Source organism: Streptococcus mitis, assembly GCF_965111735.1.
GTDB lineage: Bacteria > Bacillota > Bacilli > Lactobacillales > Streptococcaceae > Streptococcus > Streptococcus mitis_DR.
The window spans coordinates 2,092,701-2,117,396 of the sequence record NZ_OZ217346.1 but is presented as its reverse complement, the minus strand read 5'-3'; the positions used below and the strand labels follow the sequence as shown (position 1 = coordinate 2,117,396).

The following is a 24,696-nucleotide window of genomic DNA, read 5'->3' as shown; positions in this document are numbered from 1 at the left end:
GCAAACTAGGAAGCTAGCCGAAGACTGTACTTGAGTACGGCAAGGCGAAGCTGACGTGGTTTGAATTTGATTTTCGAAGAGTATTATTCTTCATCTGGTGTGAGAATCATAGGGATGATGATCGGTTCACGTTCTGTATTTTCATAAAGGAAGGGGCGAATAGCGTTGACAATGGCACCATTGACAGATTGCACGCTAGCATCCTTGTTTTTCAGTGCGATACGAATGGCATTGAAGAGGATGCGTTGGCTTTGGCGAATCAAGTCGCCAGACTCTCTCATGTAGACAAAGCCTCGACTGAGGATGTCTGGACCAGATAGAATCATCTGCGATTTGAAGTCAACAGTTGCGACTGCCAGAACGACACCGTCTTCAGATAGATCACGACGATCTTTGAGGACAGCTGCGCCGATTTCACCGATACGATTTCCATCGACATAGATGTCTTGGGCGTTGAAATGACCTGCAATACGAGCTGAGTTAGCAGTAAGGGCAAGCACATCACCATTGCTCATGATAAAGATATTGTCCTTCTCAACACCAGTATCCACCGCAAGTCCAGCATGGACTTTTTGCATGCGGTATTCACCGTGAACAGGCATGAAGTATTTTGGCTTAATCAAGCGGAGCATAAGTTTTTGCTCTTGTTGGCCACCGTGTCCAGATGTATGGATATTGTTAACCTTACCGTGGATAACTTCGACACCAGCTTCTGAAATGATGTTAATCAGCTTGTTGACGCTAGTAGTGTTTCCAGGGATTGGGCTAGAAGAGAAGATAACCGTATCACCGGGTTGGAGTTGTACCTGACGGTGGGTTCCGTTGGCGATACGAGAGAGGGCTGCCATTGGCTCGCCCTGACTACCTGTACAGAGGATGAGAACCTCGCCTGCAGGGTAGTCTTTTATTTCATTTGGCTCGATAAAGGTTCCCTTAGGAGCTTTGATGTAGCCAAGGTCGATTCCGTTGACAATGGCCTTTTCCATAGAACGACCAAAGACCGCAATCTTGCGTCCAGTCTTAACAGCGGCTTCTGTTGCTTGTTGGAGACGGAAGATATTTGAGGCAAAGGATGCAAAGATGATACGTCCCTCTATGCCTTGGATAATCTTCATGATGGACTGGCCAACGACTTTTTCAGAGTTGGTAAAGGTTGGAATTTCTGCATTTGTCGAGTCAGACAGGAGACAGAGTACACCGTCTTCACCAAGAGCTGCCATACGGTGCAAATCTGCTGGTTCACCAACTGGTGTTAAGTCAAACTTGAAGTCACCCGTACAGACAATTTTCCCTTGAGGAGTATGAATGACAATCCCCAAAGGTTCTGGAATAGAGTGAGTCGTTCTAAAGAAAGTTGCCTTGAGATTTTTAAAGGTCAACTCAGTATTGTGGTTGATTTCGTAAAGTTTGGCGTTGCGCAAGAGGCCGTGTTCTTCGAGTTTTCCACGGATCAAAGCCAAGGCAAGCGGTCCAGCATAGATAGGGACATTTGCTTGCTTGAGTAGGAAAGGAATCCCACCGATGTGGTCCTCGTGTCCGTGGGTAATCAAAACAGCCTTGACGCGGTCGATATTGTCGACTATGTAAGAGTAGTCAGGGATAACATAGTCGATACCAAGCAAGTCATCTTCTGGGAATTTAATCCCAGCATCGACGATGATAATCTCGTCTTGGTATTCAATTCCGTATGTGTTTTTCCCGATTTCTCCCAGACCACCGATGGCAAAAACGCCGACTTCTTCAGGTTTAAGAGTGTAGGCCATATTAGAACTCCGTAATTTCGAAGGCGCCAGTTTCTTTTTCGTAATCTAGCAATTTGTCAGACAAGAGTTCGATATACTCGATATTGTACTCTGGGCGATTTTCTTCGACAAGTTGGCGAGCAGCGATACGGCCCTCAAGTTCTGAGTTAGCATCGATGTCTAGGTATAGTGCGCGTGTTGTTTCACGACGTGGGCTACGTTCTTTTGTTTCTTGATAAAAAACTTTGTAAATCATATAGTTCCTTTCTATTTTACAGGTCAGCTTATTCCAAACTTTTAGCATAGATTTGCTTGATTTCATTCCATTTTGTGTCTAGATTGACCTTGATTCGTTACAATTATTTCAATTATACCACAAAATGAAAAATTAGTAAAAGACGGAAACGAGAAAGTCACAGGACGATTTCTTTGGTAATCGTTTGCAAAAATAAAGAAAATATGTTATTTTGAAAATGGAAGTGGAATTTATCGTTTGTCTTAATTCACTATAGATTTTAAGTAAAGGAGGTTGCCCTATGTATAACTTATTTGCTTTTGCTATCGGAGCTCGCTTGGTAGCTTTTATTGTTTTTGTTGCTTGCGTTTATGCGGGGAATCTTCTATTTGCCAAACTGGAACGACGACAAACCAAGTTCTTGTGGAAAATTACCTTTGTGACTCTCTACTCGCTTTTTCTCCTCCTCGTAACCTATGTCGTTTGGTTTGTATTTTACTTTGGATTAAATGCTTAGATGCCCTGCTCATGCTGGGGCATTTTTGTTTGGGGATAAAGAAAATTCCCATGTGCCAGCTTTTGTAGTATAATAGTAAGCAGACAAAAAGATAGGAATGTGTTATGAAAGTATTAGCTTTTGATACGTCCAGCAAGGCTCTTTCTCTCGCTATTTTAGAGGACAAGCAGGTTCTTGCCGAGACGACGATTAATATCAAGAAAAATCACAGTATTACCCTCATGCCTGCCATCGATTTTTTGATGGCGAGTGTGGACTGGACGCCCAAGGATTTGGATCGAATCGTGGTGGCTGAAGGACCAGGTAGCTATACAGGCTTGCGAATCGCGGTAGCCACTGCCAAGACTTTGGCCCATACTCTGAACATTGAGTTAGTTGGTATGTCTAGCCTCTTGGCTCTGGTGCCCTACCAACAAGAAGGCTTGTTCGTCCCTTTGATGGATGCTCGTCGCAACAATGTTTACGCAGGATTTTATGAAAATGCCAAACCTGTCATGCCAGAAGCGCATCTATCTTTTGAAGAGGTGTTAGAGAAAGTTAAGGGTGCTAGTCAGGTAACCTTTGTCGGAGAAGTTGCCCCCTTTGTGGAGCAGATTCAAGAACACTTACCAAGGACTAATTACAAAGAAACCTTGCCTAATGCAGCCACTCTTGCTCTTTTGGCTTGGGATAAGGAAGCAGACTCCTTGCATGATTTTGTGCCGAACTACCTCAAACGTGTTGAGGCTGAGGAAAACTGGCTCAAGAACCATACCGAGTCTGGCGAGTCTTACATTAAACGCCTATGATAGAAATTAAACGAATCCAACAGCAGCCTGACTTGGCTCAAGCCATCTACGCTGTTATGATAGCTGTTTACCCAGTCAGCCCTTGGACGCTGGAGCAAATCCAAGCAGACCTGTCCCAAGACCAGACTTGGTATGCTCTGGCTTATGATGGGGCAGAAGCGATTGGCTTTCTAGCCGTGCAGGAGAATCTTTTTGAAGCAGAAGTCCTGCAAATCGCTGTCAAACAAACCTATCAGGGTCAGGGAATTGCGTCAACCTTGTTTGCTCAATTGCCGACAGATAAGGAAATTTTCCTCGAAGTCAGAAGTTCAAATCATCGAGCGCAAGCATTTTACAAGAAAGAAAAGATGGCAGCCATCGCTGAGCGAAAGGCCTACTACCATGATCCAGTCGAGGACGCCATCATCATGAAGAGAGAAATAGATGAAGGATAGATATATTTTAGCATTTGAGACATCCTGTGATGAGACTAGTGTTGCCGTCTTGAAAAACGACGATGAGCTCTTGTCCAATGTCATTGCTAGTCAAATTGAGAGTCACAAACGTTTTGGGGGCGTAGTGCCGGAAGTAGCCAGTCGTCACCATGTCGAGGTCATTACAGCCTGTATCGAGGAGGCCCTAGCAGAAGCAGGGATTACGGAAGAGGACGTGACAGCTGTAGCGGTTACCTATGGACCGGGCTTGGTCGGAGCCTTACTAGTCGGTTTGTCAGCTGCTAAGGCCTTTGCTTGGGCTCATGGACTTCCGCTGATTCCTGTTAACCACATGGCTGGTCACCTCATGGCCGCTCAGAGTGTGGAGCCTTTGGAGTTTCCCTTGATAGCCCTCTTGGTCAGCGGTGGACACACAGAGTTGGTTTATGTTTCTGAGGCTGGTGACTACAAGATTGTTGGGGAAACGCGAGATGACGCGGTTGGTGAGGCCTATGATAAGGTCGGCCGTGTCATGGGCTTGACCTATCCTGCAGGTCGTGAGATTGATGAGCTAGCTCATCAGGGACAGGATATTTATGATTTTCCTCGTGCCATGATTAAGGAAGATAATCTGGAGTTTTCATTCTCAGGTTTGAAATCGGCCTTTATCAATCTTCACCACAATGCCGAGCAAAAGGGAGAAAATCTATCCACAGAAGATTTGTGTGCTTCCTTCCAAGCAGCTGTCTTGGATATTCTTATGGCCAAAACCAAGAAGGCTTTGGAGAAATATCCTGTTAAAACCCTTGTCGTGGCAGGTGGTGTGGCAGCCAATAAAGGTCTCAGAGAACGCCTAGCGGCTGAAATCACTGACGTCAAGGTCATCATTCCACCTCTGCGCCTCTGCGGAGACAATGCAGGAATGATTGCCTATGCTAGCGTCAGCGAGTGGAACAAAGAAAACTTTGCAAACTTGGACCTCAATGCCAAACCAAGTCTTGCTTTTGATACGATGGAATAAAGAGTCAGCTTAGGGCTGGCTTTTTTGCTCTCTTAAATGTCAGAATATTTTGACAAATAATTGTGAATAATGATATACTATATAAAAAATAGGAGGTGGTGAGATGATTGAGAGAATGGAGTTGGGAGAATTTTACAAGGAATTACGTTTGGCGAGAAAGCTCAAGCAGTCAGATGTGGCTTGTGCTGGACTAACAGCCTCTCAATTATCCAAGTTTGAACTAGGGCAGTCTATGCTATCTGCGGATAAGTTGATCCTAGCCATCCAAGGGATCAATATGAATTTTGATGAGTTTGGTCATAAGCTAAACAATTATCAAGAATCCCTACATATGCAGATTGGTAGAAAGGTTGTGGATCGCTTTGCCCACCAAGATATAGCTGGTTTAGAGCAACTGTTGGAGGAAGTCGAGCAAGAACAGATGGCAGAGACCTATCGTCGTTTGAATGCCATTGTAATTAAAAACGCACTCCATTCCTTAAATAAGAACTATCCATTAGTAAAAGAAGATAGCGAGTTTTTGACTATCTATCTCTATGCTATTGAGTCTTGGACCTGGTTTGAACTCTATCTCTTTTGCAATACCATGCCCTTCTTGAGCAATCAAGATTTGATATTTTTATCGACCGCTTTAATTGAGAAATCTAGGGAATTTAAAGAGTTGGTACATAATCGATTGTATATGAAAAGTGGATTTCTGAATATTATATCAGAACTCATGGAGCGTAAACTTTTCTCTTATATCCCAATTTTTGAAGCTGAGCTAGAGAGCATGCTTCGTCCATACGATGTTTTTGAAAAAGTATTGTGGCAGTTTTTAAAGAAAATGAAGATTTTCCTTCAAACCAAAGGAAGCAATCAAAAAGAGATTGAAAGATTTATCCAATCTCTGCAAGTATTAGAAAATCCACAATTGCTAGCCCTCTTCGAATTGCGTTTGAAGCAATACAAAGAACTTATTGAGTAGTCAACAATTGCAAATCTGAAATTTCTATAAGAAAAAATATCAAATATGCGATTTTCTAAAATAAGCTAATTTTCGTGTTATACTATCCTTGTAAAGCACTTCAAGCAGATCCTAAGTCGCAGAAGTGGTTTATAGATGGGAATTCGTACAGTATATGTTTAATTATGAGCATACTGTAAATGGCTGGACTAAAAGTGAAACTTGGCGTCCTAGATAAAATGAGGTAAACGATGGAAAAACAAAGTCAGTTACAAATGTTAATTCATTCCCTATACAATAATAAAGAAATTAGCTTGACGGAAGAATTTAGGAAGCAATTGCTGGAAACAGCAAAACAGTTCTCTAGTACTAATGAAGATTTGTTAGCTGTACGTCTTTCTTTTGCCGTCTCTAAAGAATTGTTGAGCTTTAAAGGTGAACCGCCGACAGAGTTGTTGGATTTAGCAAAATTTGTCCAAAAGAAAGAAGCTAAATACAAGCAGGGAATAGTGTGGTCTGGTATTTTTAAGATATGATTTATTATAAAATACGGCATGAACATCATATAATGGATGAATCTGAATATGAGCAAGGCTTGGAGTTCAATATTAAACCAAGTCTTGTTTTCTATACACTGGAACTTTAAAAGGAGTTGTGATGAAAGTATTTCTTCAAAATAGAAATTTTAGGCAATTAACCATCAACCAGTGGATTTCAACGGTTGGGGATACGATTTTTTATCTGGCCTTTTTGAATTATGTGGCAGATGCATCTTTTGCCCCTTTGGCGATTTTACTGATCACGATTTCAGAAACCCTTCCTCAAGTTCTGCAAATCTTTCTGGGAGTTTTGGCGGATTTTCAACATCATCGTGTCCTAAAATATACAATGATTAGTTTTGCAAAATTTTTGCTTTACTCTATCGTTTCTTTATCACTTTCAGGGCAGTCCTTTTCCTTGTTATTAGTAGCATTTATTTGTCTGATTAACCTCTTATCTGACACATTGAGTTATTTTTCAGGCGCCATGCTCACTCCGATTTTCATTAGAATTATTGGGCAAGACCATCTGGCAGAAGCTATTGGATTTAAACAGTCAACTGTTAGTTTAGTGAAAACAATCAGTAATATTCTAGGAGGAGTCTTACTAGGTATTCTATCTATCCAGTCTATTTCCTTACTGAATGCTCTGACCTTTTTAATCGCATTTTTAGGTATTCTTTTCATAAAAACAGACCTCTTGAAAGTAGAAAAAACGATTAGCTATCAAGAAGGACTCTCTGTAAAATCCTTTTGCCAGCATCTGCTCCAATCATCAAAATTGATATGGAATATGAATAAGGTGCTCTTGGTTTTGTTTATTATCTCTATTAGTCAAGCAGTGATAAATGTTACAGTTCCTGTTTCTACTCTGTTTTTGAGGAATCAGCCCTTTTTGAATTTACAAACAGGTCAATCTCTTGCCTTGTTATCCACCCTTGAATTGTCAGCCCTTATTGTCGGAAGCCTTGTGAGTGGCTATCTGAAGAATACAATCTCCATAAAACTAGCCCTATATGCCTCGCTTATTATCCAATTACTCCTTTTAGTTGGCTTTGTGGCAGTTCGTTTTGACTGGATTCTTATCTTTAGTGCCTTGGATGCCTTTTTCGCAGGTATCCTCTCTCCTCGATTACAGGAACTCATTTTTAAACAAATACCTGAGGAGTCAATGGGAGCAGTTCAATCCTCTATCGGTGCCATTACAGTTGTTTTACCTAGCTTATTTACAATAGCTTTGGTAACCATTGCTACTAGCTTTGGAACTCTGGCAGTTAGCTTTGTTTTATTGCTATTTCTTCTAGCTGCCTTTATCATACTCTTGAATATCCGTGAAAACATTTAGCGAAGAATGTGTATATTATATGTTTGAGACTGGATTCCAGTCTGTTTATGATGGCTACAATCAGCAGACTGTTAAATTTTTGAGAAAGTTGCTTGACATTTCAGACCAATCGGTTTATAATTAAAAAATGTAGAGATAAATACATGAGAAAAGAAGAAAAAAACAAGACTACGAAGAGAGAAAATCATTACCGCTGCTTTGTTTGAATTTGCTACAAAAGGCTATCAAGGTTTTGTCATCAATGAACTTTGTAAAGTGGATGGTATTTCCAAAGGAGTTTTGTATCATAATTTTTCAGGGAAATCAGACCTCTATCTAACTTGTTTTCAGGAGAGTTTTGAGAAAGCTTTGGCAGTGTTTCTGGGGGTGGAAGGTCAAGTGCCCTCCTTAGCTGATTATATGGAAAGACGTCACCAATTTTATCAGCAATACCCAGAACATAGCCACATTTTCTTTGAGGCAATGATTGCGACACCAGAAGAATTGGAAGCAGACATTGCACCACAGAAAGCTATCTTTTTGGACTTGAATGAACAAGTTTGTCAAAAACTTATATCAGAATCCAAACTGAAAGAGCATATTGATGAGAAACGAGCTATGGACTATCTGCGATTGATTCAGGATATGTTTCGTTCCTATTATTTAACTGTTTCGTCAGATAGCAGTTTGCCTGACTTGGTTTCAGGATATGAACATCAATTATCACAGGTTTTGGATATGATGATTTATGGAATACTAGAGGAAGATTCCTCTAAAAAAGGAGAAAAATAATGTCGAAAATTTGGAAATGGTTGTTACTAATTGCGGGTATTTTTGCAGTTTTTGTAGGTTTTAATATGTTTGCACATCCTCTTATTAGCTTGGCTTCCATGACTTTCTGGTTTGCACTTGTATTTGCAGTTCAAGGGATTTCTGAGATTGTACAATACTTCAAATCAGAAGAAAAGCATGGCTGGAATTTATTTGGAGGAATTGTTACCCTCATCCTCGCTCTTACCTTGTTCTCAGGTAGCTTTATTGAAATGGTAACATTTGTACCATTTATCATTTCTTTATGGGCCTTGACAAATGGTATTACAAAAACTATCGTTGGTTTCAAGGTTCGTAAGACGGATAAATCGGTAGGTACCCCTCTAGTTTGGATGGGGATTTTAGGAATCGTAGCAGGTTTAATCATGATGGGACACCCATTGATGACCGGTCTCTATATTAGTTACACCATTGCCTTTGTCTTTATTTATCAAGGTATTGTGGCAATTGTTCAATTCTTCAAGATTAAATAAGAATAAAATGGAGTCTGTCTGATTACAATCAGCAGACTTTTTTCTCTTTCCTGAATGTGTTATAATAGTCCATGCTATGGCTGGAGCCTTTTCAGCCTATTTATTAAGACAATATGAGGAGAAAGATGAAAGAAAAAGGATTTTGGGAGGGGGCGCAGGCGGCCATGCCAACGGCCCTTGGTTATGTCAGTATTGGCTTGGCCTGTGGGATTATTGGTGCGCCCTATGTGACACCTGTTGAGATGGGCTTGATGAGCCTCTTTGTTTATGCTGGGAGTGCCCAGTTTGCCATGTTGGCACTGATTGCGGTTCAAGCACCTGTGGCAGCTATTGCTATGACGGTCTTTTTGATTAATTTGCGTCTCTTTTTGTTGAGTTTGCATGCGTCAACCTATTTCCGTCATACCAGTCTCTGGCAAAATATCGGTATGTCTAGTCTCTTGACGGATGAGACTTATGGCGTTTTGATGGGCGAGTTAGCCCATACAGACAAGGTCAATCCTATGTGGATGCACGGAAACAATCTCAACAGCTATGTGGCTTGGTTTGTGGGAACAGTTGTCGGAACGGCTCTGGGTGGTCTGCTGCCAAATCCAGAAATCTTTGGCTTGGATTTTGCCCTGGTTGGGATGTTCATTGGAATTTTTGCTTCGCAATTCCAGATTATGCAAAGACGGATTCCTGTCCGCAATCTGCTCATTATCCTAGCAGTTGTTGCGGTGTCCTTCTTTTTACTCTTAACAGTGGTGTCTCAGTCGCTAGCTGTTCTGTTTGCGACCTTGCTAGGTTGTACAATGGGGGTGGTTTTAGATGGTCAGTAAGTATCTTTTATTAGCAGTTATTTTCTCTGGCTTGGTGACTTGGATTCCCCGTATGATTCCCTTCATCTTGGTCAAGTATAAGGGCTTGCCTGCAATCGTTGAGCGTTTTTTGAAATTCTTGCCTGTTTCTATTATCTTTGCCTTGATTCTTTCAAGCGTAGTGACAGGCAAGGTTGGGAGTCTTCCTCAAATCAAATGGCTGGATTTCTTAGCAGTCTTTCCAACGGCTTGGGTGGCCTTTCGCTACCGTAATCTAGTCGGAACGGTTCTCTTTGGAGTGGTCTTAATTGCAGTCTTGCGTTTGGTCTTTTAATACTCTTCGAAAATCAAATTCAAACCACGTCAGCGTCGCCTTACCGTACTCAAGTACAGCTTGCGGCTAGCTTTCTAGTTTGCTCTTTGATTTTCATTGAGTATAAATTAGCCATAAAGAAAACCTATCACAGAGATAGATATCATATAATGGCGTAAATGGTCTTTTTCTGTTAAGATTATAAGGTATTCTATTTTGGAGGAAATGACATGAAAAAAATCGTTAAATACTCATCTCTTGCTGCCCTAGGGCTTGTTGCTGCAGGTGTGTTAGCAGCTTGCTCAGGTGGTGCTAAGAAAGAAGGAGAAGCAGCTAGCAAGAAAGAAATTATCGTTGCAACTAATGCTACACCAAAACCATTCAACTATGAAGAAAATGGCGAATTGACTGGTTACGAAATTGAAGTGGTTCGCGCTATCTTTAAAGACTCTGACAAGTATGATGTCAAGTTTGAGAAGACTGAGTGGTCAGGAGTCTTTGCAGGACTTGATGCCGACCGTTACAATATGGCTGTTAGCAACATCAGCTACACGAAAGAACGTGCTGAAAAATACCTTTATGCAGCTCCAACTGCTAAAAACCCTAACGTTCTTGTAGTGAAAAAAGATGACCCTAGCATCAAATCGCTTGATGATATCGGTGGAAAATCAACAGAAGTTGTTCAAGGGACAACTTCTGCTAAACAGCTAGAAGACTACAACAAACAACATTCAGATAATCCAACTGTCCTAAAGTATACTAAAGCGGACTTCCAACAAATCATGGGACGCTTGAGCGATGGCCAGTTTGACTACAAGATTTTTGATAAAATCGGTGTTGAAACAGTCATCAAGGACCAAGGTTTGGACAACTTGAAAGTCATCGAACTTCCAAGTGACCAACAACCGTACGTTTACCCACTTCTTGCTCAAGGTCAAGATGAGTTGAAATCATTTGTAGACAAACGCATCCAAGAACTTTACAAAGATGGCACTCTTGAAAAATTGTCTAAACAATTCTTCGGAGATACTTACCTACCGGCAGAAGCTGATATTAAATAATTTCTTGAAATCATCCATTCTGATGAAGATGGGTGATTTCTAAGTCTTTAAGGATATAGTTTTAAACTATATATCTGATTATCTAATAACAATTTGTGAAATCAAACAAATTGTGAGATACTAGTACGGTATTATTTTTAAGGAGAAAGAATCATGAAAATCAAAAAATGGCTTGGTGTAGCAGCCCTTGCTACAGTCGCAGGTTTGGCTCTTGCAGCTTGCGGAAACTCAGAAAAGAAAGCAGACAATGCAACAACTATCAAAATCGCAACGGTTAACCGTAGCGGTTCTGAAGAAAAACGTTGGGACAAAATCCAAGAATTGGTTAAAAAAGACGGTATCACTTTGGAATTTACAGAGTTCACAGACTACTCACAACCAAACAAGGCAACTGCTGATGGTGAAGTAGACTTGAACGCTTTCCAACACTATAACTTCTTGAACAACTGGAACAAAGAAAACGGAAAAGACCTTGTAGCGATTGCAGATACTTACATCTCTCCAATTCGCCTTTACTCAGGTTTGAATGGAAGTGACAACAAGTACACTAAAGTAGAAGACATCCCAGCAAACGGAGAAATCGCTGTACCGAACGATGCTACAAACGAAAGCCGTGCGCTTTACTTGCTTCAATCAGCTGGCTTGATTAAATTGGATGTTTCTGGAACTGCTCTTGCAACAGTTGCCAACATCAAAGAAAATCCAAAGAACTTGAAAATCACTGAATTGGACGCTAGTCAAACAGCTCGTTCATTGTCATCAGTTGACGCTGCCGTTGTAAACAATACCTTCGTTACAGAAGCAAAATTGGACTACAAGAAAGCACTCTTCAAAGAACAAGCTGATGAAAATTCAAAACAATGGTATAACATCATTGTTGCGAAAAAAGATTGGGAATCATCACCTAAGGCTGATGCTATCAAGAAAGTTGTTGCAGCTTACCATACAGATGAAGTGAAAAAAGTTATCGAAGAAACATCAGACGGTTTGGATCAACCAGTTTGGTAATAAGAAATAGGGAGGTGGGAGAGAAAATTCCACCTCTTGCTTTTGTATAGAGCATGGATTGTCAGGAAGAGTAGTTCATAGAAAGGTAGAGAGAATATGGTTTTTCCTAGCGAACAAGAACAAATTGAAAAATTTGAAAAGGATCATGTAGCCCAGCATTATTTTGAAGTTTTGCGTACCTTGATTTCTAAGAAATCAGTATTTGCCCAGCAGGTTGGACTTAAGGAAGTCGCAAATTATCTGGGTGAGATTTTCAAACGTGTTGGGGCTGAAGTGGAGATTGATGAGACTTATACAGCGCCCTTTGTTATGGCGCATTTCAAGAGTTCGCGTCCAGATGCTAAGACTTTGATTTTCTATAACCACTATGACACTGTGCCAGCGGATGGGGATCAGGTCTGGACAGAGGATCCCTTTACGCTTTCGGTCCGCAATGGCTTCATGTATGGGCGTGGGGTTGACGATGACAAGGGTCATATCACGGCTCGTTTGAGTGCTTTGAGAAAATATATGCAGCACCATGATGATTTGCCTGTCAATATCAGTTTTATCATGGAGGGAGCGGAGGAATCGGCTTCGACAGATCTAGATAAGTATCTGGAAAAACATGCGGATAAACTCCGTGGAGCAGATTTGTTGGTCTGGGAACAAGGAACCAAAAATGCCTTGGAACAGCTGGAAATTTCTGGTGGCAACAAGGGGATCGTGACCTTTGATGCCAAGGTAAAAAGTGCTGATGTGGATATCCACTCTAGTTATGGTGGGGTTGTGGAATCAGCTCCCTGGTATCTCCTTCAAGCCTTACAGTCTCTTCGCGCTGCAGATGGCCGTATTTTAGTTGAAGGTTTGTACGAAGAAGTTCAAGAGCCAAATGAACGGGAATTGGCATTGGTGGATACTTATGCCCAACGCAATCCTGGGGAAATCAGCCAGATTTATGGTTTGGAATTGCCTCTTTTACAAGAGGAACGCGCTGCCTTCCTAAAACGTTTCTTTTTCGAGCCAGCCCTTAATATCGAAGGGATTCAGTCAGGTTACCAAGGGCAAGGGGTTAAAACGATTTTGCCTGCAGAAGCTAGTGCTAAGTTAGAAGTTCGTTTGGTTCCTGGCCTAGAACCGCATGATGTTCTGGAAAAAATTCGGAAACAGCTAGACAAAAATGGCTTTGATAAGGTAGAATTATACTATACCTTGGGAGAGATGAGCTATCGAAGCGATATGAGCGCGCCGGCCATTCTCAATGTAATCGAGTTGGCCAAGAAATTCTATCCACAGGGCGTCTCAGTCTTGCCGACGACAGCTGGGACAGGGCCTATGCATACGGTATTTGATGCCCTAGAGGTGCCAATGGTGGCCTTCGGTCTAGGAAATGCCAATAGCCGAGACCACGGTGGAGATGAGAACGTGCGAATCGCCGATTACTACACCCATATTGAATTAGTAGAGGAGCTGATTAGAAGCTATGAGTAGAGATATTATCAAGTTAGATCAGATCGATGTGACTTTTCACCAAAAGAAGAGAACCATCACAGCGGTCAAGGATGTGACCATTCACATCCAAGAAGGGGATATCTACGGGATCGTTGGATATTCTGGAGCAGGGAAATCAACCCTTGTACGGGTGATTAACCTTTTGCAAAAGCCATCTGCAGGGAAAATTACTATTGACGATGATGTGATTTTTGATGACAAGGTGACCTTGACAGCAGAGCAGTTGCGTCGTAAACGTCAGGATATCGGGATGATTTTCCAGCATTTCAATCTGATGAGCCAAAAGACAGCAGAGGAGAATGTAGCCTTTGCCCTTAAACATTCTGGACTCAGCAAGGAAGAAAAGAAGGCTAAAGTAGCTAAGTTGTTGGACTTGGTTGGCTTGGCAGACCGTGCTGAAAACTACCCTTCACAACTATCTGGAGGGCAAAAACAGCGTGTGGCCATTGCGCGTGCCTTGGCAAATGATCCAAAAATCTTGATTTCAGATGAGTCAACTTCTGCCCTTGATCCTAAGACAACCAAGCAGATTTTGGCCTTGTTGCAAGATTTGAACCAAAAATTAGGCTTGACGGTTGTCTTGATTACGCATGAAATGCAGATTGTCAAAGACATTGCCAATCGTGTGGCAGTCATGCAGGATGGGCATTTGATTGAAGAGGGCAGCGTCCTTGAAATCTTCTCAGATCCTAAACAGCCTTTGACTCAAGACTTTATCTCAACAGCCACAGGAATTGATGAAGCTATGGTCAAAATTGAGAAGCAAGAAATCGTACAACATTTGTCTGAAAACAGTCTTTTAGTGCAACTCAAGTATGCAGGTGCTTCAACAGACGAGCCACTTTTGAATGAATTGTACAAGCATTATCAAGTAACGGCTAATATCCTCTATGGAAATATTGAAATCCTCGATGGTACTCCTGTTGGAGAATTGGTTGTGGTCTTGTCAGGTGAAAAAGCAGCGTTGGCAGGTGCCCAAGAAGCCATTCGTCAAGCAGGCGTACAACTAAAAGTATTGAAGGGAGGACAGTAAGATGGAATCATTGATTCAAACCTATTTGCCAAATGTCTATAAAATGGGTTGGGCTGGTCAGGCAGGCTGGGGAACAGCCATCTATCTAACTCTTTATATGACAGTTCTTTCTTTCATCATCGGAGGGTTCTTGGGGCTAGTGGCAGGTCTTTTCCTTGTTTTGACAGCGCCAGGTGGTGTCTTGGAAAATAAGGTCGTTTTCTGGATTTTAGATAAGATTACCTCTATTTTCCGTGCGGTACCATTTATCATTCTCTTGGCAGTCTTGTCACCCTTCTCTCATCTAATCGTAGGAACAAGCATTGGTCCAAATGCGGCTATCGTACCGCTATCTTTTGCAGTCTTTGCCTTCTTTGCCCGTCAAGTACAGGTGGTATTGGCTGAACTGGATGGTGGTGTCATTGAGGCGGCTCAAGCGAGCGGAGCGACATTCTGGGATATCGTGGGTGTCTACCTATCAGAAGGTCTGCCAGATTTGATCCGTGTGACGACTGTGACCTTGATTTCTCTTGTTGGAGAAACAGCTATGGCTGGTGCGGTTGGAGCTGGTGGTATCGGTAACGTAGCCATCGCTTATGGATTTAACCGCTACAATCACGATGTGACCATTTTGGCAACCATCATTATCATTTTGATTATCTTTGCAATCCAATTCTTGGGAGATTTCTTGACCAAGAAATTGAGTCATAAATAAAAAAAGAGCCACACGGCTCTTTTTTATTAATCAGATTTTTTGTGCAAATTTTTTACTCAAGGCTTGTCCAATCAAGGCACCCACTAGGGCTCCGATGACAATACTTGCGATAAATAGAAGGACGGTTCCAGGGTTTGGTGCGACCATGATACGGTCGATATATTCTTGCGATTTTCCTCTTGCTAGAAGGGTAGCCATATAGGCTTGAGGCGCAATCCACATAAGTAAGATTGGTCCTGTTGAGCTAAAGGCGAAAATAACGAAAGAAAGGAAATTTTTAGTTTGATCCTTGTATTTGCCTAAATGAGCTACTCCATCTGCTAGGAGGCCACAGATAATTCCAGGAAGGAAGGCACCAGCACCGTGTTTAGATCCCAAGAAAAAGAGGGCCATGACAAGGCCGATAGTGGTAATGGCACCAAAGCGCGGAACTTTTGCGACTAGGATCATATAGACGCTACCGCCGACAAGGGCAGTAAAGGCAGGCGCATAAAACATGTTTCCAGTTTGGTCAAAGAGATTTCCCAAAAGGACACCAATCCCCATGGAGAGGAAGTAAAGAACTGCAAAGAGCAGTGTAGTTAAGATAGATTTCTTCATGAATTGTCTCCTGATAATTTTTTCACAATTCTCATTTTACCATGGTTTGGTGGGATTGTAAATGGGGCACGGTACCGGAGTTAATCCGTAGTTTATAAGATGTTAATAGTCAGGTGTTCCGGAATTTGAAGATATCAAGTCAATCTTCGCATATCTACTAAACAAACAACGCATTAAGGCTGCTCAACAACTCTTGCTTTCAACTAGTGACAGTATAGAAGATATTTGTTATGCTGTTGGGTATAGTAATGTTGGATATTTCTATAAAGTGTTCCGAAAATTGTGCGGAAAATCGCCAAAAGCCTACCGAAAACAGGTAGAAACTACACTATAATACTTGTATTCCTTTACAAAAGGTGCTATAATATCAATAATAATATCAGGAGGTTCTATTATGAAAAAGAAACCAATTTATCTATGGGTCTTGCTAATCTTGTCTGCCCTTATTTCAGCTACGTCACTATTTGGAATTTTGAGTCCCTTGCCTAGCAAAGAAGCCCTTCGTGCGAGTCAACCACAAGCTGGGGGTGTCAATGCTCAGCAGATAGAAGATACCCTTAATTATAGCTATAAAGTGGCAGAAGCATCTCATTCTATTTTTAATGTTGCTTTGGTTGTGTTGTCTGCTATTTTAGTTGTAGTAGCTATTGTCTTCCTTGTTCGTAAGAACTTGCAATATGCAAACTATGCTTATGTTGGCTATGTTTTGTTAGCCATTGTTGGTTCGATTTATAGTTATGTGAGTTTACAAGATGCTGTACAGTTAGTTCGAGATGAGACTATGCGTTTGGGAATCAGTATTGGTTCAAAAGCTGTTAGCATTTTCTATATCGTCATCAATGTTCTTTTCCTAGCCCTTGTCTTCTATAAGATGTGGCGTCAGCAAAAAGAATTAACAGAAACTCAAGAAGAGGAAGAACTTGTCTAAGTATTGACAAAAAATAACTATCAAGTTACAATCTTGGTAGTTATTTTTCGATTATAGATAAAATCATGGAGGTAAATATGAAGACAATTTCTTTAGTTTATATTAGTCTGAGTGGCAATACTGAAAGTTTTGTGACGCGCTTGAAAGATTATCTCTTGTCCCAGTACGAGGGAATAGAGGTTCAAAAGATTCATATCAAGGATTTGGTCAAAGAAGGCCAAGATTTCTATGAAATGGATCATCCTTATGTCACTTTTTTGCCGACCTACCTAGAAGGTGGAAATGGCGTGGACAACGGAGATGTTGAGATTTTGACGACACCCGTTGGGGATTTTATCGCCTATGGTGACAATGCTAGTAAGTGTTTTGGTGTGGTTGGTTCAGGAAATCGTAACTTTAATAACCAATACTGCCTGACAGCCAAGCAATACAGTCAACGTTTTGGTTTCCCTGTATTGGCCGATTTTGAAATGCGAGGCATGCTGGGAGATATCAAACGTGTCGCAGCGATTATTGCAGATTTGTATGAGTTGGAAAGTTAAGCTTAGGCTTGGCTTTTTTATTATTCCAAGTGGTTTTATCAGCACTCTTACTTTTTATGCTTCAAGAGTTGATTGATATGGTCCACTTTTTTAGCTTCTCTTTTATAAAGAATAGCCCAAATGATGAGGTAGACAATCGCAAACTCGATAATGAGCTGGAGATAGAAGATCCAGTGAAAAGGAAACCAACCTGCCAGAGTTGCTAGTGGGATAAAGCCAGCCAGCATGAGGAAGAAATGGGTCATAGTTGCACGGAGCATGCTCCAGTCACGGCTGAATAATCGTTTACCAAAGTTGAAGAGAATACCGATGGCTGCCCAGATAAGAGTACAGTAGAGCAAGACCAAGGCACCGTGAACCTGATGTTGAGCCATCACTTGTCCGATCAGAGATTCAGGACTCAGTGGTGCGTAGGTATTTGGTGCATAAATGAGTGAAAAGATGATAGAGAGGATGAGGCCGATGAGGACACCAGCAGCTGCGTCGTGGAAGATTTGTTTTTTCATAGTTCTAATTTCTCCTTGATGGTTTTTAGGTAACGGCGTGAAGAGTAGGTGAAGCTTTCATTCTTCAAGAAAATTTCAACTAGACCGTTGGGAGTGAGCTTGAGGTGAGAGATGGAGTCGATATTGATGATTTCTGATTGAGAAATTTGGATAAAATTGGTTGGCAGAATTTCAAGGACTTGATAGAGCCGTAAATCAATGTTGTAGGTCTGACTTGCTGTTTCTGCTAGAACCTTCCGATTCTCGATATAGAAGCGTTGTATCTTACCAATCTTAACTAGATAGACCTGATCATCGATTTTCCCTTTGATTTTTTCTTTTTGATCCAGATTTTCTGCGAACTCGATGACTTTTTGGACTTTTTCGGTCTCTTGAGGTGCTTGGACAATCAGTTTTTCCTCCTCGTAAGACTCACTAATCTGTAGTTCTACTTTCATAAATTTCTCTCCTTGTTTTTCATACAAAATTGTGATCACTTCTTGTACACCTTTATTAAACACTATTTTACGACACCTGGCAAGGGACTTTGTTTATGTGGAGGGATTTGGCTCCTATGTGGTGGAGCTTTTCTGTCCTTTCTGAAATATGGTATAATAGCACTAATCAATTTCTAGGAAAAAAGATACAGAAAGGGGCTGAAAGATGTCTCATATTATTGAATTGCCAGAGGTGTTGGCAAACCAGATAGCGGCAGGAGAGGTTATCGAACGTCCTGCCAGTGTTGTTAAAGAGTTGGTAGAAAATGCCATTGATGCTGGCTCTAGCCAGATTATCATTGAGATTGAGGAAGCTGGTCTCAAGAAGATTCAGATCACAGATAATGGTCATGGAATTGCCCACGATGAGGTGGAATTGGCCCTGCGTCGCCATGCAACTAGTAAGATAAAAAATCAGGCAGACCTTTTTCGGATTCGGACGCTTGGTTTTCGTGGTGAAGCCCTGCCTTCTATCGCTTCTGTTAGTGTCTTGACTCTGTTGACGGCGGTGGATGGTGCAAGTCATGGGACTAAGTTAGTCGCGCGTGGAGGTGAAGTCGAAGAAGTCATCCCAGCGACTAGTCCTGTGGGAACCAAGGTTTGTGTGGAGGACCTCTTTTTCAACACGCCTGCCCGCCTCAAGTATATGAAGAGCCAGCAGGCGGAGTTGTCTCATATCATTGATATTGTCAACCGTCTGGGCTTGGCCCATCCCGAGATTTCTTTCAGCTTGATTAGTGATGGTAAGGAGATGACGCGGACAGCAGGGACTGGTCAACTGCGTCAAGCTATCGCGGGGATTTACGGTTTGGCTAGTGCTAAGAAGATGATTGAAATTGAGAATTCTGACCTAGATTTCGAAATTTCAGGATTTGTATCCTTACCTGAGTTGACTCGGGCTAATCGCAATTATATCAGTCTTTTCATCAATGGCCGTTATATCAAGAACTTCCTGCTCAATCGTGCTATTCTTGACGGCTATGGCAGTAAGCTCATGGTGGGGCGTTTTCCACTGGCTGTCATTCACATTCATATCGACCCTTATCTAGCGGATGTCAATGTGCATCCAACCAAGCAAGAAGTACGGATTTCCAAGGAAAAAGAACTGATGACACTGGTTTCAGAAGCTATTTCCAACAGTCTCAAGGAGCAAACCTTGATTCCAGATGCCTTGGAAAATCTTGCCAAATCGACCTTGCGCAATCGTGAGAAGGTGGAGCAAACTATTCTCCCACTCAAAGAAAATACGCTCTACTATGAGAAAACTGAGCCGACAAGACCTAGTCAAGCTGAGGTGGCTGATTATCAGGTAGAATTGACTGAGGAAGGGCAGGATTTAACCCTATTTGCCAAAGAAACCTTGGACCAATTGACCAAGCCAGCTAAACTGCATTTTGCAGAGAGAAAGCCTGCTAACTACGACCAGCTAGATCACCCAGAGTTAGACCTTGCGAGTCTTGATAAGGCCTATGATAAGCTGGAGCGAGAAGAATCATCAAGCTTCCCAGAGTTGGAATTTTTCGGGCAAATGCATGGGACTTATCTCTTTGCTCAAGGGCGAGATGGGCTCTACATCATAGACCAACATGCGGCGCAGGAACGGGTCAAGTACGAGGAATACCGTGAAAGTATTGGCGATGTTGATCAGAGCCAGCAGCAACTCCTAGTGCCCTATATCTTTGAATTTCCAGCGGATGATGCCCTTCGTCTCAAGGAAAGAATGGCACTTTTGGAGGAAGTGGGCGTCTTTCTATCAGAGTACGGAGAAAATCAATTTATCCTACGTGAACATCCTATTTGGATGGCAGAAGAAGAGATTGAATCAGGCATCTATGAGATGTGCGACATGCTACTCTTGACCAAGGAAGTTTCTATCAAGAAATACCGAGCAGAGTTGGCTATTATGATGTCCTGCAAACGGTCTATCAAGGCTTACCATCGTATCGATGACCATTCGGCTAGACAGCTCCTCTATCAGCTTTCTCAGTGTGACAATCCCTACAACTGTCCCCACGGGCGTCCTGTTTTGGTGCACTTCACCAAGTCGGATATGGAAAAGATGTTCCGACGTATTCAAGAAAATCACACCAGTCTCCGTGAGTTGGGGAAATATTAAACTAAAAGGAAAACTATGTACGAATATTTAAAAGGAATCATTACCAAAATCACTGCTAAATACATTGTTCTTGAAGTCAACGGTATTGGTTATATCCTGCATGTGGCTAATCCCTATGCCTACTCAGGACAGATCAATCAAGAGGCTCAAATTTATGTGCATCAGGTTGTGCGTGAGGATGCCCATTTGCTTTATGGATTTCGCTCAGAAGACGAGAAAAAGCTCTTTCTCAGTCTGATTTCGGTATCTGGGATTGGTCCTGTATCAGCTCTTGCTATTATCGCTGCTGATGACAATGCTGGCTTGGTTCAAGCCATTGAAACTAAGAACATCACCTACTTGACTAAGTTCCCTAAAATTGGCAAGAAAACAGCCCAGCAGATGGTGCTGGACTTGGAAGGAAAGGTAGTAGTTTCAGGAGACGACCTTCCTGCTAAGGTGGCAGTGCAAGCAAGCGCTGAAAACCAAGAATTGGAAGAAGCCATGGAAGCCATGCTGGCTCTGGGCTACAAGGCGACCGAACTCAAGAAAATCAAGAAATTCTTTGAAGGAACGACAGATACAGCTGAGAACTATATCAAGTCGGCCCTTAAAATGTTGGTCAAATAGGAGCAGAGCATGACAAAACGTTGTTCGTGGGTCAAGATGACCAATCCGCTCTACATCGCCTATCATGATGAGGAGTGGGGCCAGCCCCTCCATGATGACCAAGCATTGTTTGAGTTATTGTGTATGGAAACCTATCAAGCGGGCCTGTCTTGGGAAACGGTGCTCAACAAACGCCAAGCTTTCCGAGAAGCATTTTATGGCTATCAAATTCACGCAGTCGCAGAGATGATCAACACCGAACTGGAAGACTTGCTGGAGAATCCAGCCATCATCCGAAATAGAGCCAAGATTTTTGCTACACGCGCTAACGCCCAATCCTTTCTACGGCTACAGGCAGAATACGGCTCTTTTGATGCCTATCTTTGGTCCTTTGTTGAGGGGAAAACGATCGTTAATGATGTTCCTGATTATCGCCAAGCCCCAGCTAAAACACCCTTGTCTGAGAAATTGGCCAAAGATCTCAAAAAACGAGGTTTCAAGTTCACAGGCCCAGTCGCCGTCTTGTCTTTTTTACAAGCAGCAGGGCTAGTTGATGACCATGAGAATGATTGCGAGTGGAAAAGCAGGAATTAGTGAGTATAGGTAACTAGAATATCTGAGAATATAGAAAAAAGCTGAGAAACTTTTCCCAGCTTTATTTGTTATCAAAGCGAATGACTTGCTCCTGTGCATCTACATAGGCGTGGACTCCGAAGGGGACAATTGCTCTTGGAGTTGCGTGTCCGATATTCAGATTATAGACAATCGGGATATTGCTGTCAATGATATCCAATAGTGCCTCTTTATAGTCGTCATAGAAAGTTTCATCCATAGGTTTTCCGACCAGGAGTCCACTGATGGCCTCGAATATACCAGTGTTCTTTAAAGTCCGCAACATCTTTTTGAAGTCTTCTGGCTCAGGCTTTTCTTCGCTTGTTTCTAGCAAGAGGATTTTTCCTTCCCAGTCTGACAAGTCAGGGAAAAGTTTGTATTTTTGGCAGAGCTCCGTGCTATCTGCGTATCGAGAGTTGTCAAAGATATCGTAGAGGGATTCGAGGCAACCACCGAGGATTTTTCCCTCGAACTGGGCATTTCCTTGCAACAACTCAAAACCGGTATTTGCATGACTGACACGAGGTGTCCCCAGAGATTTGGGACTAAAATCAGTTCGTTCCTCATACCAAACATTGCTAGGGCGGATTTCTGAGATTCTTCCCGTCTCAATCAATTCTTTAAAGTAGTGAAGGCTATAGGGCAGCATTTCCTTGTCTAATTCACAAATGTCTGCTAAAAAGGATTGACCATAAAAAGTCTTGATTCCTAGTTTATGCAACATGAGGTGGTTCATGGTTGTATCCGAGAAGCCAAGAAAAATCTTTTGTTTGATAACTTTCTGTAGTTGGTCATTTTCAAAAAGATAAGGTAGTAAGCGATAGGTATCGTCTCCACCGATGGCGCATAGGATTATGTCGATGCTATCATCAGAAAAGGCATGCATCAAATCCTCTGCACGCGCTTCAGGATGGTCTTTGATAAAGTCTAATCCTTTTTGCGAATGGGGCAAAAAGGTAGGATTGAGTCCCAAGTCCTTGAGACGTTGGACACCCAAGTCCACTTCGTGTTTGACAAAGTCCTCTCCGATAATGCCACTAGATAAACTAACAATACCAATAGTAGAAATCATATTTTATCCTCCTAGAAATAGATTGATACTCTTCGAAAACCTCTTCAAACCACGTCAGCTTTGCCTTGCCGTATATATGTTACTGACTTCGTCAGTTCTATCTACAACCTCAAGGCAGTGCTTTGAGCAACCTACGGCTAGCTTCCTAGTTTGCTCTTTGATTTTCATTGAGTATGAGCCTATTTTATCACAAAATATAAGAGGAAACTATGTGGGATGTCAGAAGAATGCTTTTAAATCAAGAAAGTAGTAAAAAGCAACCGCACCTGCAGTTGCTTTTATGATTCTTCTTAATAACGTGTTGGTCCTGCACTTGCGCTGCGGATGTTCAAGCGTTTCTTGAGATAGAAGCGAAGGGCTAGGAGGGCTGCTCCGATAATAGCCAGTGGCAATGGAGCAAGTACTGGATTAAGGCTAGCTGGTAGGAAGCTTGTTGCAAAGAAGACAAGCAACCAAAGGAACATAGAAGCTAGGATAACCAGTACAGATTTCCAGAAAGGTGGACGTTGACTGCGGTCCATATCTGGTCCATAGTATTGGTAAACAAAGTAGTACATCAAGTAGAAGGCAAATCCACCAACCAGTCCAACTAAGAGGAGGGTAATCAATCCATAGCCGAAAGCTTGATCTGCCGCAAAGAAGGTTGTGAGGGCGCTGACGAGGGCAAAGAGGCTAGTGATGAAAAGGGCTGAGTCCATAATCATCAGTTTTGGATCATCATTTTCTTTTGGATGCTCTTTTTCATATTGTTCCTTGACAGTGAAACTATGAGCCCAGTGGGTCGGTGCGCCGTAGAGGGAACGAGCAGTAGTGCCTTTGGCTTGCTCTTCAAGGATTTGGGGAATAACTTCCTCAAAAATAGTCTTGATTTCAGCGTCTGTTTTCCCATCTTTGATGAATTGTTGGGTAGCGATGTGGACAAACTCTTGGTTTTTCTTGGTTAATTTTTGTAGATCAATCTGAGACATAGGAACTCCTCTTAGAACCATTTTTTATGGATGAGATAGAGAGTGAGCGAGACACTCATAGCAAAGGCGATAAAGACGATTAACCAGAAGGCATTCGGCTCACCATTTAGGGGGATTTCATTATCCTTAAAGTTCATCCCGTAGGCAGAAAAGACCATGGTTGGGATGGACATGACGATGGTCACAAGGGCCAAGGTTTTCATGATGTTGTTCTGGTTGTTAGAAATGATAGAGGCGAAGGTCTCTGTCATAGAATGCAAGACGTTTCCATAAATGTCTGCCATCTCGATGGCCTGTTGGGTTTCAATCAGGGTATCTTCAAGTAGGTCTTCGTCCTCAAGGTATTTCTTGATATTGCTGGTTGAGCTGGTCAATTTCTTAATCACACGCTCATTTGTTTTGAGGGAAGCCTTGAAATAGACGATGGTTTTTTCCAATTCCATGAGTTCAATCAATTCTTCATTACGAGTTGATTGATGCAGTTGACTTTCGATTTGTTCACTCTTACGGTCAATCGAACGAAGGGCTGTTAGGTAAAGCTCTGCATTGCGATAGAGAATCTGGAAGATGAAACGCGAACGCATGAAGGTGTAGAAATTACGTAATCGACGGTTGATAAAGACATCGAGGACTGGTAATGGTTCCAAACACGTAGTGATAATGGTTTCCTCGGTGATGATAATACCAAGCGGGATGGTTACGTAGTAGGTGCGGTTATTTCTTTCTTCTGTGACCGGCACGTCAACGATAATCAGGGTATACTCGTCTTCAATGGTAATACGAGACATTTCTTCCGCATCGAGCGGTGCTCGAAGGTCGGCAATATCAATATCGAAGGCGTTAGCGATTTCGAGTGATTCATTTTGAGTCGGATTGACGAGATTGATCCAAGTACCCGGTTCAAGCGTATCGATCTCTTTAAATTCAGTTGTTGTAGAGAGAAAAACTTGTTTCATATCCCTTATCCTTTCTCATTTTTCAGATTTTTTCACACCGTACTATTATACTACAAAATCGGCCTTTTGGGTAATAGAATCTCACTTTTTTTGGTATAATGGT

Annotated in this window: 29 protein-coding genes and 1 pseudogene; 22 read left to right on the top strand and 8 right to left on the bottom strand. The window is 42.0% G+C overall.

The features are described from left to right. Positions 1-83 precede the first annotated feature (83 nt). Positions 84-1,763: a ribonuclease J1 gene (gene rnjA, locus ACLV7W_RS10340; RefSeq protein WP_049500725.1), complete on the bottom strand. Its 1,680-nt coding sequence runs from the start codon at positions 1,761-1,763 to the stop codon at positions 84-86. 1 nt (position 1,764) lies between these two features. Beyond that, the gene (locus ACLV7W_RS10335; protein WP_000639571.1) at positions 1,765-1,998 is read right to left on the bottom strand and encodes a DNA-dependent RNA polymerase subunit epsilon; all 234 of its coding nucleotides are present in this window, start codon (positions 1,996-1,998) and stop codon (positions 1,765-1,767) included. Positions 1,999-2,278: 280 nt separating this feature from the next. On the opposite strand from ACLV7W_RS10335, the gene ACLV7W_RS10330 reads away from it, so the two are divergent. The 16 genes from ACLV7W_RS10330 to ACLV7W_RS10255 all read left to right on the top strand — a co-directional run bounded on the left by ACLV7W_RS10330 (position 2,279) and on the right by ACLV7W_RS10255 (position 15,229). Then, the gene (locus ACLV7W_RS10330; protein WP_000282478.1) at positions 2,279-2,494 is read left to right on the top strand and encodes a hypothetical protein; all 216 of its coding nucleotides are present in this window, start codon (positions 2,279-2,281) and stop codon (positions 2,492-2,494) included. 104 nt (positions 2,495-2,598) lie between these two features. Next, positions 2,599-3,282 (top strand): tRNA (adenosine(37)-N6)-threonylcarbamoyltransferase complex dimerization subunit type 1 TsaB, encoded by a 684-nt coding sequence (gene tsaB / locus ACLV7W_RS10325; protein ID WP_153208779.1) that lies wholly within the window; start codon positions 2,599-2,601, stop codon positions 3,280-3,282. Then, positions 3,279-3,716 (top strand): ribosomal protein S18-alanine N-acetyltransferase, encoded by a 438-nt coding sequence (gene rimI, locus ACLV7W_RS10320; RefSeq protein ID WP_153208777.1) that lies wholly within the window; start codon positions 3,279-3,281, stop codon positions 3,714-3,716. Before tsaB ends, rimI begins: the two co-directional genes overlap by 4 nt. Continuing rightward, positions 3,706-4,716, top strand: coding sequence for a tRNA (adenosine(37)-N6)-threonylcarbamoyltransferase complex transferase subunit TsaD (gene tsaD, locus ACLV7W_RS10315; protein ID WP_261022574.1), 1,011 nt, complete (start codon positions 3,706-3,708; stop codon positions 4,714-4,716). Before rimI ends, tsaD begins: the two co-directional genes overlap by 11 nt. Before the next feature lie 103 nt (positions 4,717-4,819). After that, on the top strand, positions 4,820-5,683 hold the full coding sequence (locus tag ACLV7W_RS10310) for an Rgg/GadR/MutR family transcriptional regulator (protein WP_020901821.1): 864 nt from the start codon (positions 4,820-4,822) through the stop codon (positions 5,681-5,683). A 230-nt stretch (positions 5,684-5,913) separates the two neighbouring features. Then, complete coding sequence (locus ACLV7W_RS10305) at positions 5,914-6,198, top strand: bacteriocin immunity protein (protein ID WP_004254985.1); 285 nt, start codon at positions 5,914-5,916, stop codon at positions 6,196-6,198. Between the two features lie 121 nt (positions 6,199-6,319). Then, entirely contained in the window at positions 6,320-7,546 is a 1,227-nt protein-coding gene (locus tag ACLV7W_RS10300) for an MFS transporter (RefSeq protein ID WP_004254988.1), read from the top strand. A 183-nt stretch (positions 7,547-7,729) separates the two neighbouring features. After that, positions 7,730-8,317 carry a TetR/AcrR family transcriptional regulator gene (locus tag ACLV7W_RS10295; protein WP_084927996.1) on the top strand — a complete coding sequence of 196 codons (588 nt, stop codon included), beginning with the start codon at positions 7,730-7,732 and terminating at the stop codon, positions 8,315-8,317. Then, a complete protein-coding gene (locus ACLV7W_RS10290) occupies positions 8,317-8,829 on the top strand; it encodes an HdeD family acid-resistance protein (RefSeq protein ID WP_000036821.1) in 513 nt (170 codons plus the stop codon). The genes ACLV7W_RS10295 and ACLV7W_RS10290 overlap by 1 nt, the downstream gene beginning before the upstream one ends. Positions 8,830-8,954: 125 nt before the next feature. Then, positions 8,955-9,650 carry an AzlC family ABC transporter permease gene (locus ACLV7W_RS10285; protein WP_000659743.1) on the top strand — a complete coding sequence of 232 codons (696 nt, stop codon included), beginning with the start codon at positions 8,955-8,957 and terminating at the stop codon, positions 9,648-9,650. Continuing rightward, positions 9,640-9,963 (top strand): AzlD domain-containing protein, encoded by a 324-nt coding sequence (locus tag ACLV7W_RS10280; RefSeq protein ID WP_000253936.1) that lies wholly within the window; start codon positions 9,640-9,642, stop codon positions 9,961-9,963. The genes ACLV7W_RS10285 and ACLV7W_RS10280 overlap by 11 nt, the downstream gene beginning before the upstream one ends. 209 nt (positions 9,964-10,172) lie before the next feature. Next, positions 10,173-11,003 carry an amino acid ABC transporter substrate-binding protein gene (locus ACLV7W_RS10275; RefSeq protein WP_261024605.1) on the top strand — a complete coding sequence of 277 codons (831 nt, stop codon included), beginning with the start codon at positions 10,173-10,175 and terminating at the stop codon, positions 11,001-11,003. Positions 11,004-11,156: 153 nt separating this feature from the next. Beyond that, positions 11,157-12,011 (top strand): MetQ/NlpA family ABC transporter substrate-binding protein, encoded by an 855-nt coding sequence (locus tag ACLV7W_RS10270; protein WP_020902669.1) that lies wholly within the window; start codon positions 11,157-11,159, stop codon positions 12,009-12,011. A 96-nt stretch (positions 12,012-12,107) separates the two neighbouring features. Then, positions 12,108-13,481: a M20 family metallopeptidase gene (locus ACLV7W_RS10265; RefSeq protein ID WP_173266609.1), complete on the top strand. Its 1,374-nt coding sequence runs from the start codon at positions 12,108-12,110 to the stop codon at positions 13,479-13,481. Beyond that, the gene (locus tag ACLV7W_RS10260; RefSeq protein ID WP_411865899.1) at positions 13,474-14,535 is read left to right on the top strand and encodes a methionine ABC transporter ATP-binding protein; all 1,062 of its coding nucleotides are present in this window, start codon (positions 13,474-13,476) and stop codon (positions 14,533-14,535) included. Before ACLV7W_RS10265 ends, ACLV7W_RS10260 begins: the two co-directional genes overlap by 8 nt. A 1-nt stretch (position 14,536) precedes the next feature. Continuing rightward, positions 14,537-15,229, top strand: coding sequence for a methionine ABC transporter permease (locus ACLV7W_RS10255; RefSeq protein WP_000444647.1), 693 nt, complete (start codon positions 14,537-14,539; stop codon positions 15,227-15,229). A 30-nt stretch (positions 15,230-15,259) separates the two neighbouring features. Here the strand turns inward: ACLV7W_RS10255 and ACLV7W_RS10250 are convergent, their stop codons facing one another. Continuing rightward, positions 15,260-15,829 carry an MptD family putative ECF transporter S component gene (locus ACLV7W_RS10250; RefSeq protein ID WP_411865898.1) on the bottom strand — a complete coding sequence of 190 codons (570 nt, stop codon included), beginning with the start codon at positions 15,827-15,829 and terminating at the stop codon, positions 15,260-15,262. A gap of 139 nt (positions 15,830-15,968) precedes the next feature. Here ACLV7W_RS10250 and ACLV7W_RS10245 point away from each other — a divergent pair. The 3 genes and pseudogenes from ACLV7W_RS10245 to nrdI form a co-directional block, all read left to right on the top strand. Further along, positions 15,969-16,163, top strand: a pseudogene (locus ACLV7W_RS10245) (helix-turn-helix domain-containing protein); the annotation flags it as partial. 60 nt (positions 16,164-16,223) lie between these two features. After that, a complete protein-coding gene (locus tag ACLV7W_RS10240) occupies positions 16,224-16,757 on the top strand; it encodes an ABC transporter permease (RefSeq protein WP_411865897.1) in 534 nt (177 codons plus the stop codon). Between the two features lie 77 nt (positions 16,758-16,834). Then, entirely contained in the window at positions 16,835-17,299 is a 465-nt protein-coding gene (gene nrdI, locus ACLV7W_RS10235) for a class Ib ribonucleoside-diphosphate reductase assembly flavoprotein NrdI (RefSeq protein ID WP_227325488.1), read from the top strand. Between the two features lie 47 nt (positions 17,300-17,346). Here nrdI and ACLV7W_RS10230 read toward each other — a convergent pair whose 3' ends face one another. Further along, positions 17,347-17,805, bottom strand: coding sequence for a DUF3021 domain-containing protein (locus ACLV7W_RS10230; RefSeq protein ID WP_411865896.1), 459 nt, complete (start codon positions 17,803-17,805; stop codon positions 17,347-17,349). Next, positions 17,802-18,242, bottom strand: coding sequence for a LytTR family DNA-binding domain-containing protein (locus ACLV7W_RS10225; RefSeq protein WP_153208760.1), 441 nt, complete (start codon positions 18,240-18,242; stop codon positions 17,802-17,804). The genes ACLV7W_RS10230 and ACLV7W_RS10225 overlap by 4 nt, the downstream gene beginning before the upstream one ends. A gap of 205 nt (positions 18,243-18,447) precedes the next feature. Between ACLV7W_RS10225 and mutL the strand changes: the two genes are divergently transcribed. The 3 genes from mutL to ACLV7W_RS10210 are packed head-to-tail and all read left to right on the top strand — an operon-like array spanning position 18,448 to position 21,579. Next, entirely contained in the window at positions 18,448-20,397 is a 1,950-nt protein-coding gene (gene mutL / locus ACLV7W_RS10220; protein ID WP_411865895.1) for a DNA mismatch repair endonuclease MutL, read from the top strand. Between the two features lie 15 nt (positions 20,398-20,412). Further along, a complete protein-coding gene (gene ruvA, locus ACLV7W_RS10215; protein WP_261095828.1) occupies positions 20,413-21,006 on the top strand; it encodes a Holliday junction branch migration protein RuvA in 594 nt (197 codons plus the stop codon). Between the two features lie 9 nt (positions 21,007-21,015). Further along, positions 21,016-21,579 (top strand): DNA-3-methyladenine glycosylase I, encoded by a 564-nt coding sequence (locus ACLV7W_RS10210; RefSeq protein WP_411865894.1) that lies wholly within the window; start codon positions 21,016-21,018, stop codon positions 21,577-21,579. Between the two features lie 61 nt (positions 21,580-21,640). On the opposite strand, the gene ACLV7W_RS10205 is transcribed toward ACLV7W_RS10210, so the two are convergent. The 3 genes from ACLV7W_RS10205 to ACLV7W_RS10195 all read right to left on the bottom strand — a co-directional run bounded on the left by ACLV7W_RS10205 (position 21,641) and on the right by ACLV7W_RS10195 (position 24,593). Next, the gene (locus tag ACLV7W_RS10205; protein ID WP_411865893.1) at positions 21,641-22,669 is read right to left on the bottom strand and encodes a S66 family peptidase; all 1,029 of its coding nucleotides are present in this window, start codon (positions 22,667-22,669) and stop codon (positions 21,641-21,643) included. A gap of 290 nt (positions 22,670-22,959) precedes the next feature. Then, positions 22,960-23,637, bottom strand: coding sequence for a DUF1129 domain-containing protein (locus tag ACLV7W_RS10200; protein ID WP_261034857.1), 678 nt, complete (start codon positions 23,635-23,637; stop codon positions 22,960-22,962). 11 nt (positions 23,638-23,648) lie between these two features. After that, positions 23,649-24,593, bottom strand: coding sequence for a magnesium transporter CorA family protein (locus ACLV7W_RS10195; protein ID WP_000815623.1), 945 nt, complete (start codon positions 24,591-24,593; stop codon positions 23,649-23,651). Between the last annotated feature and the right edge of the window lie 103 nt (positions 24,594-24,696).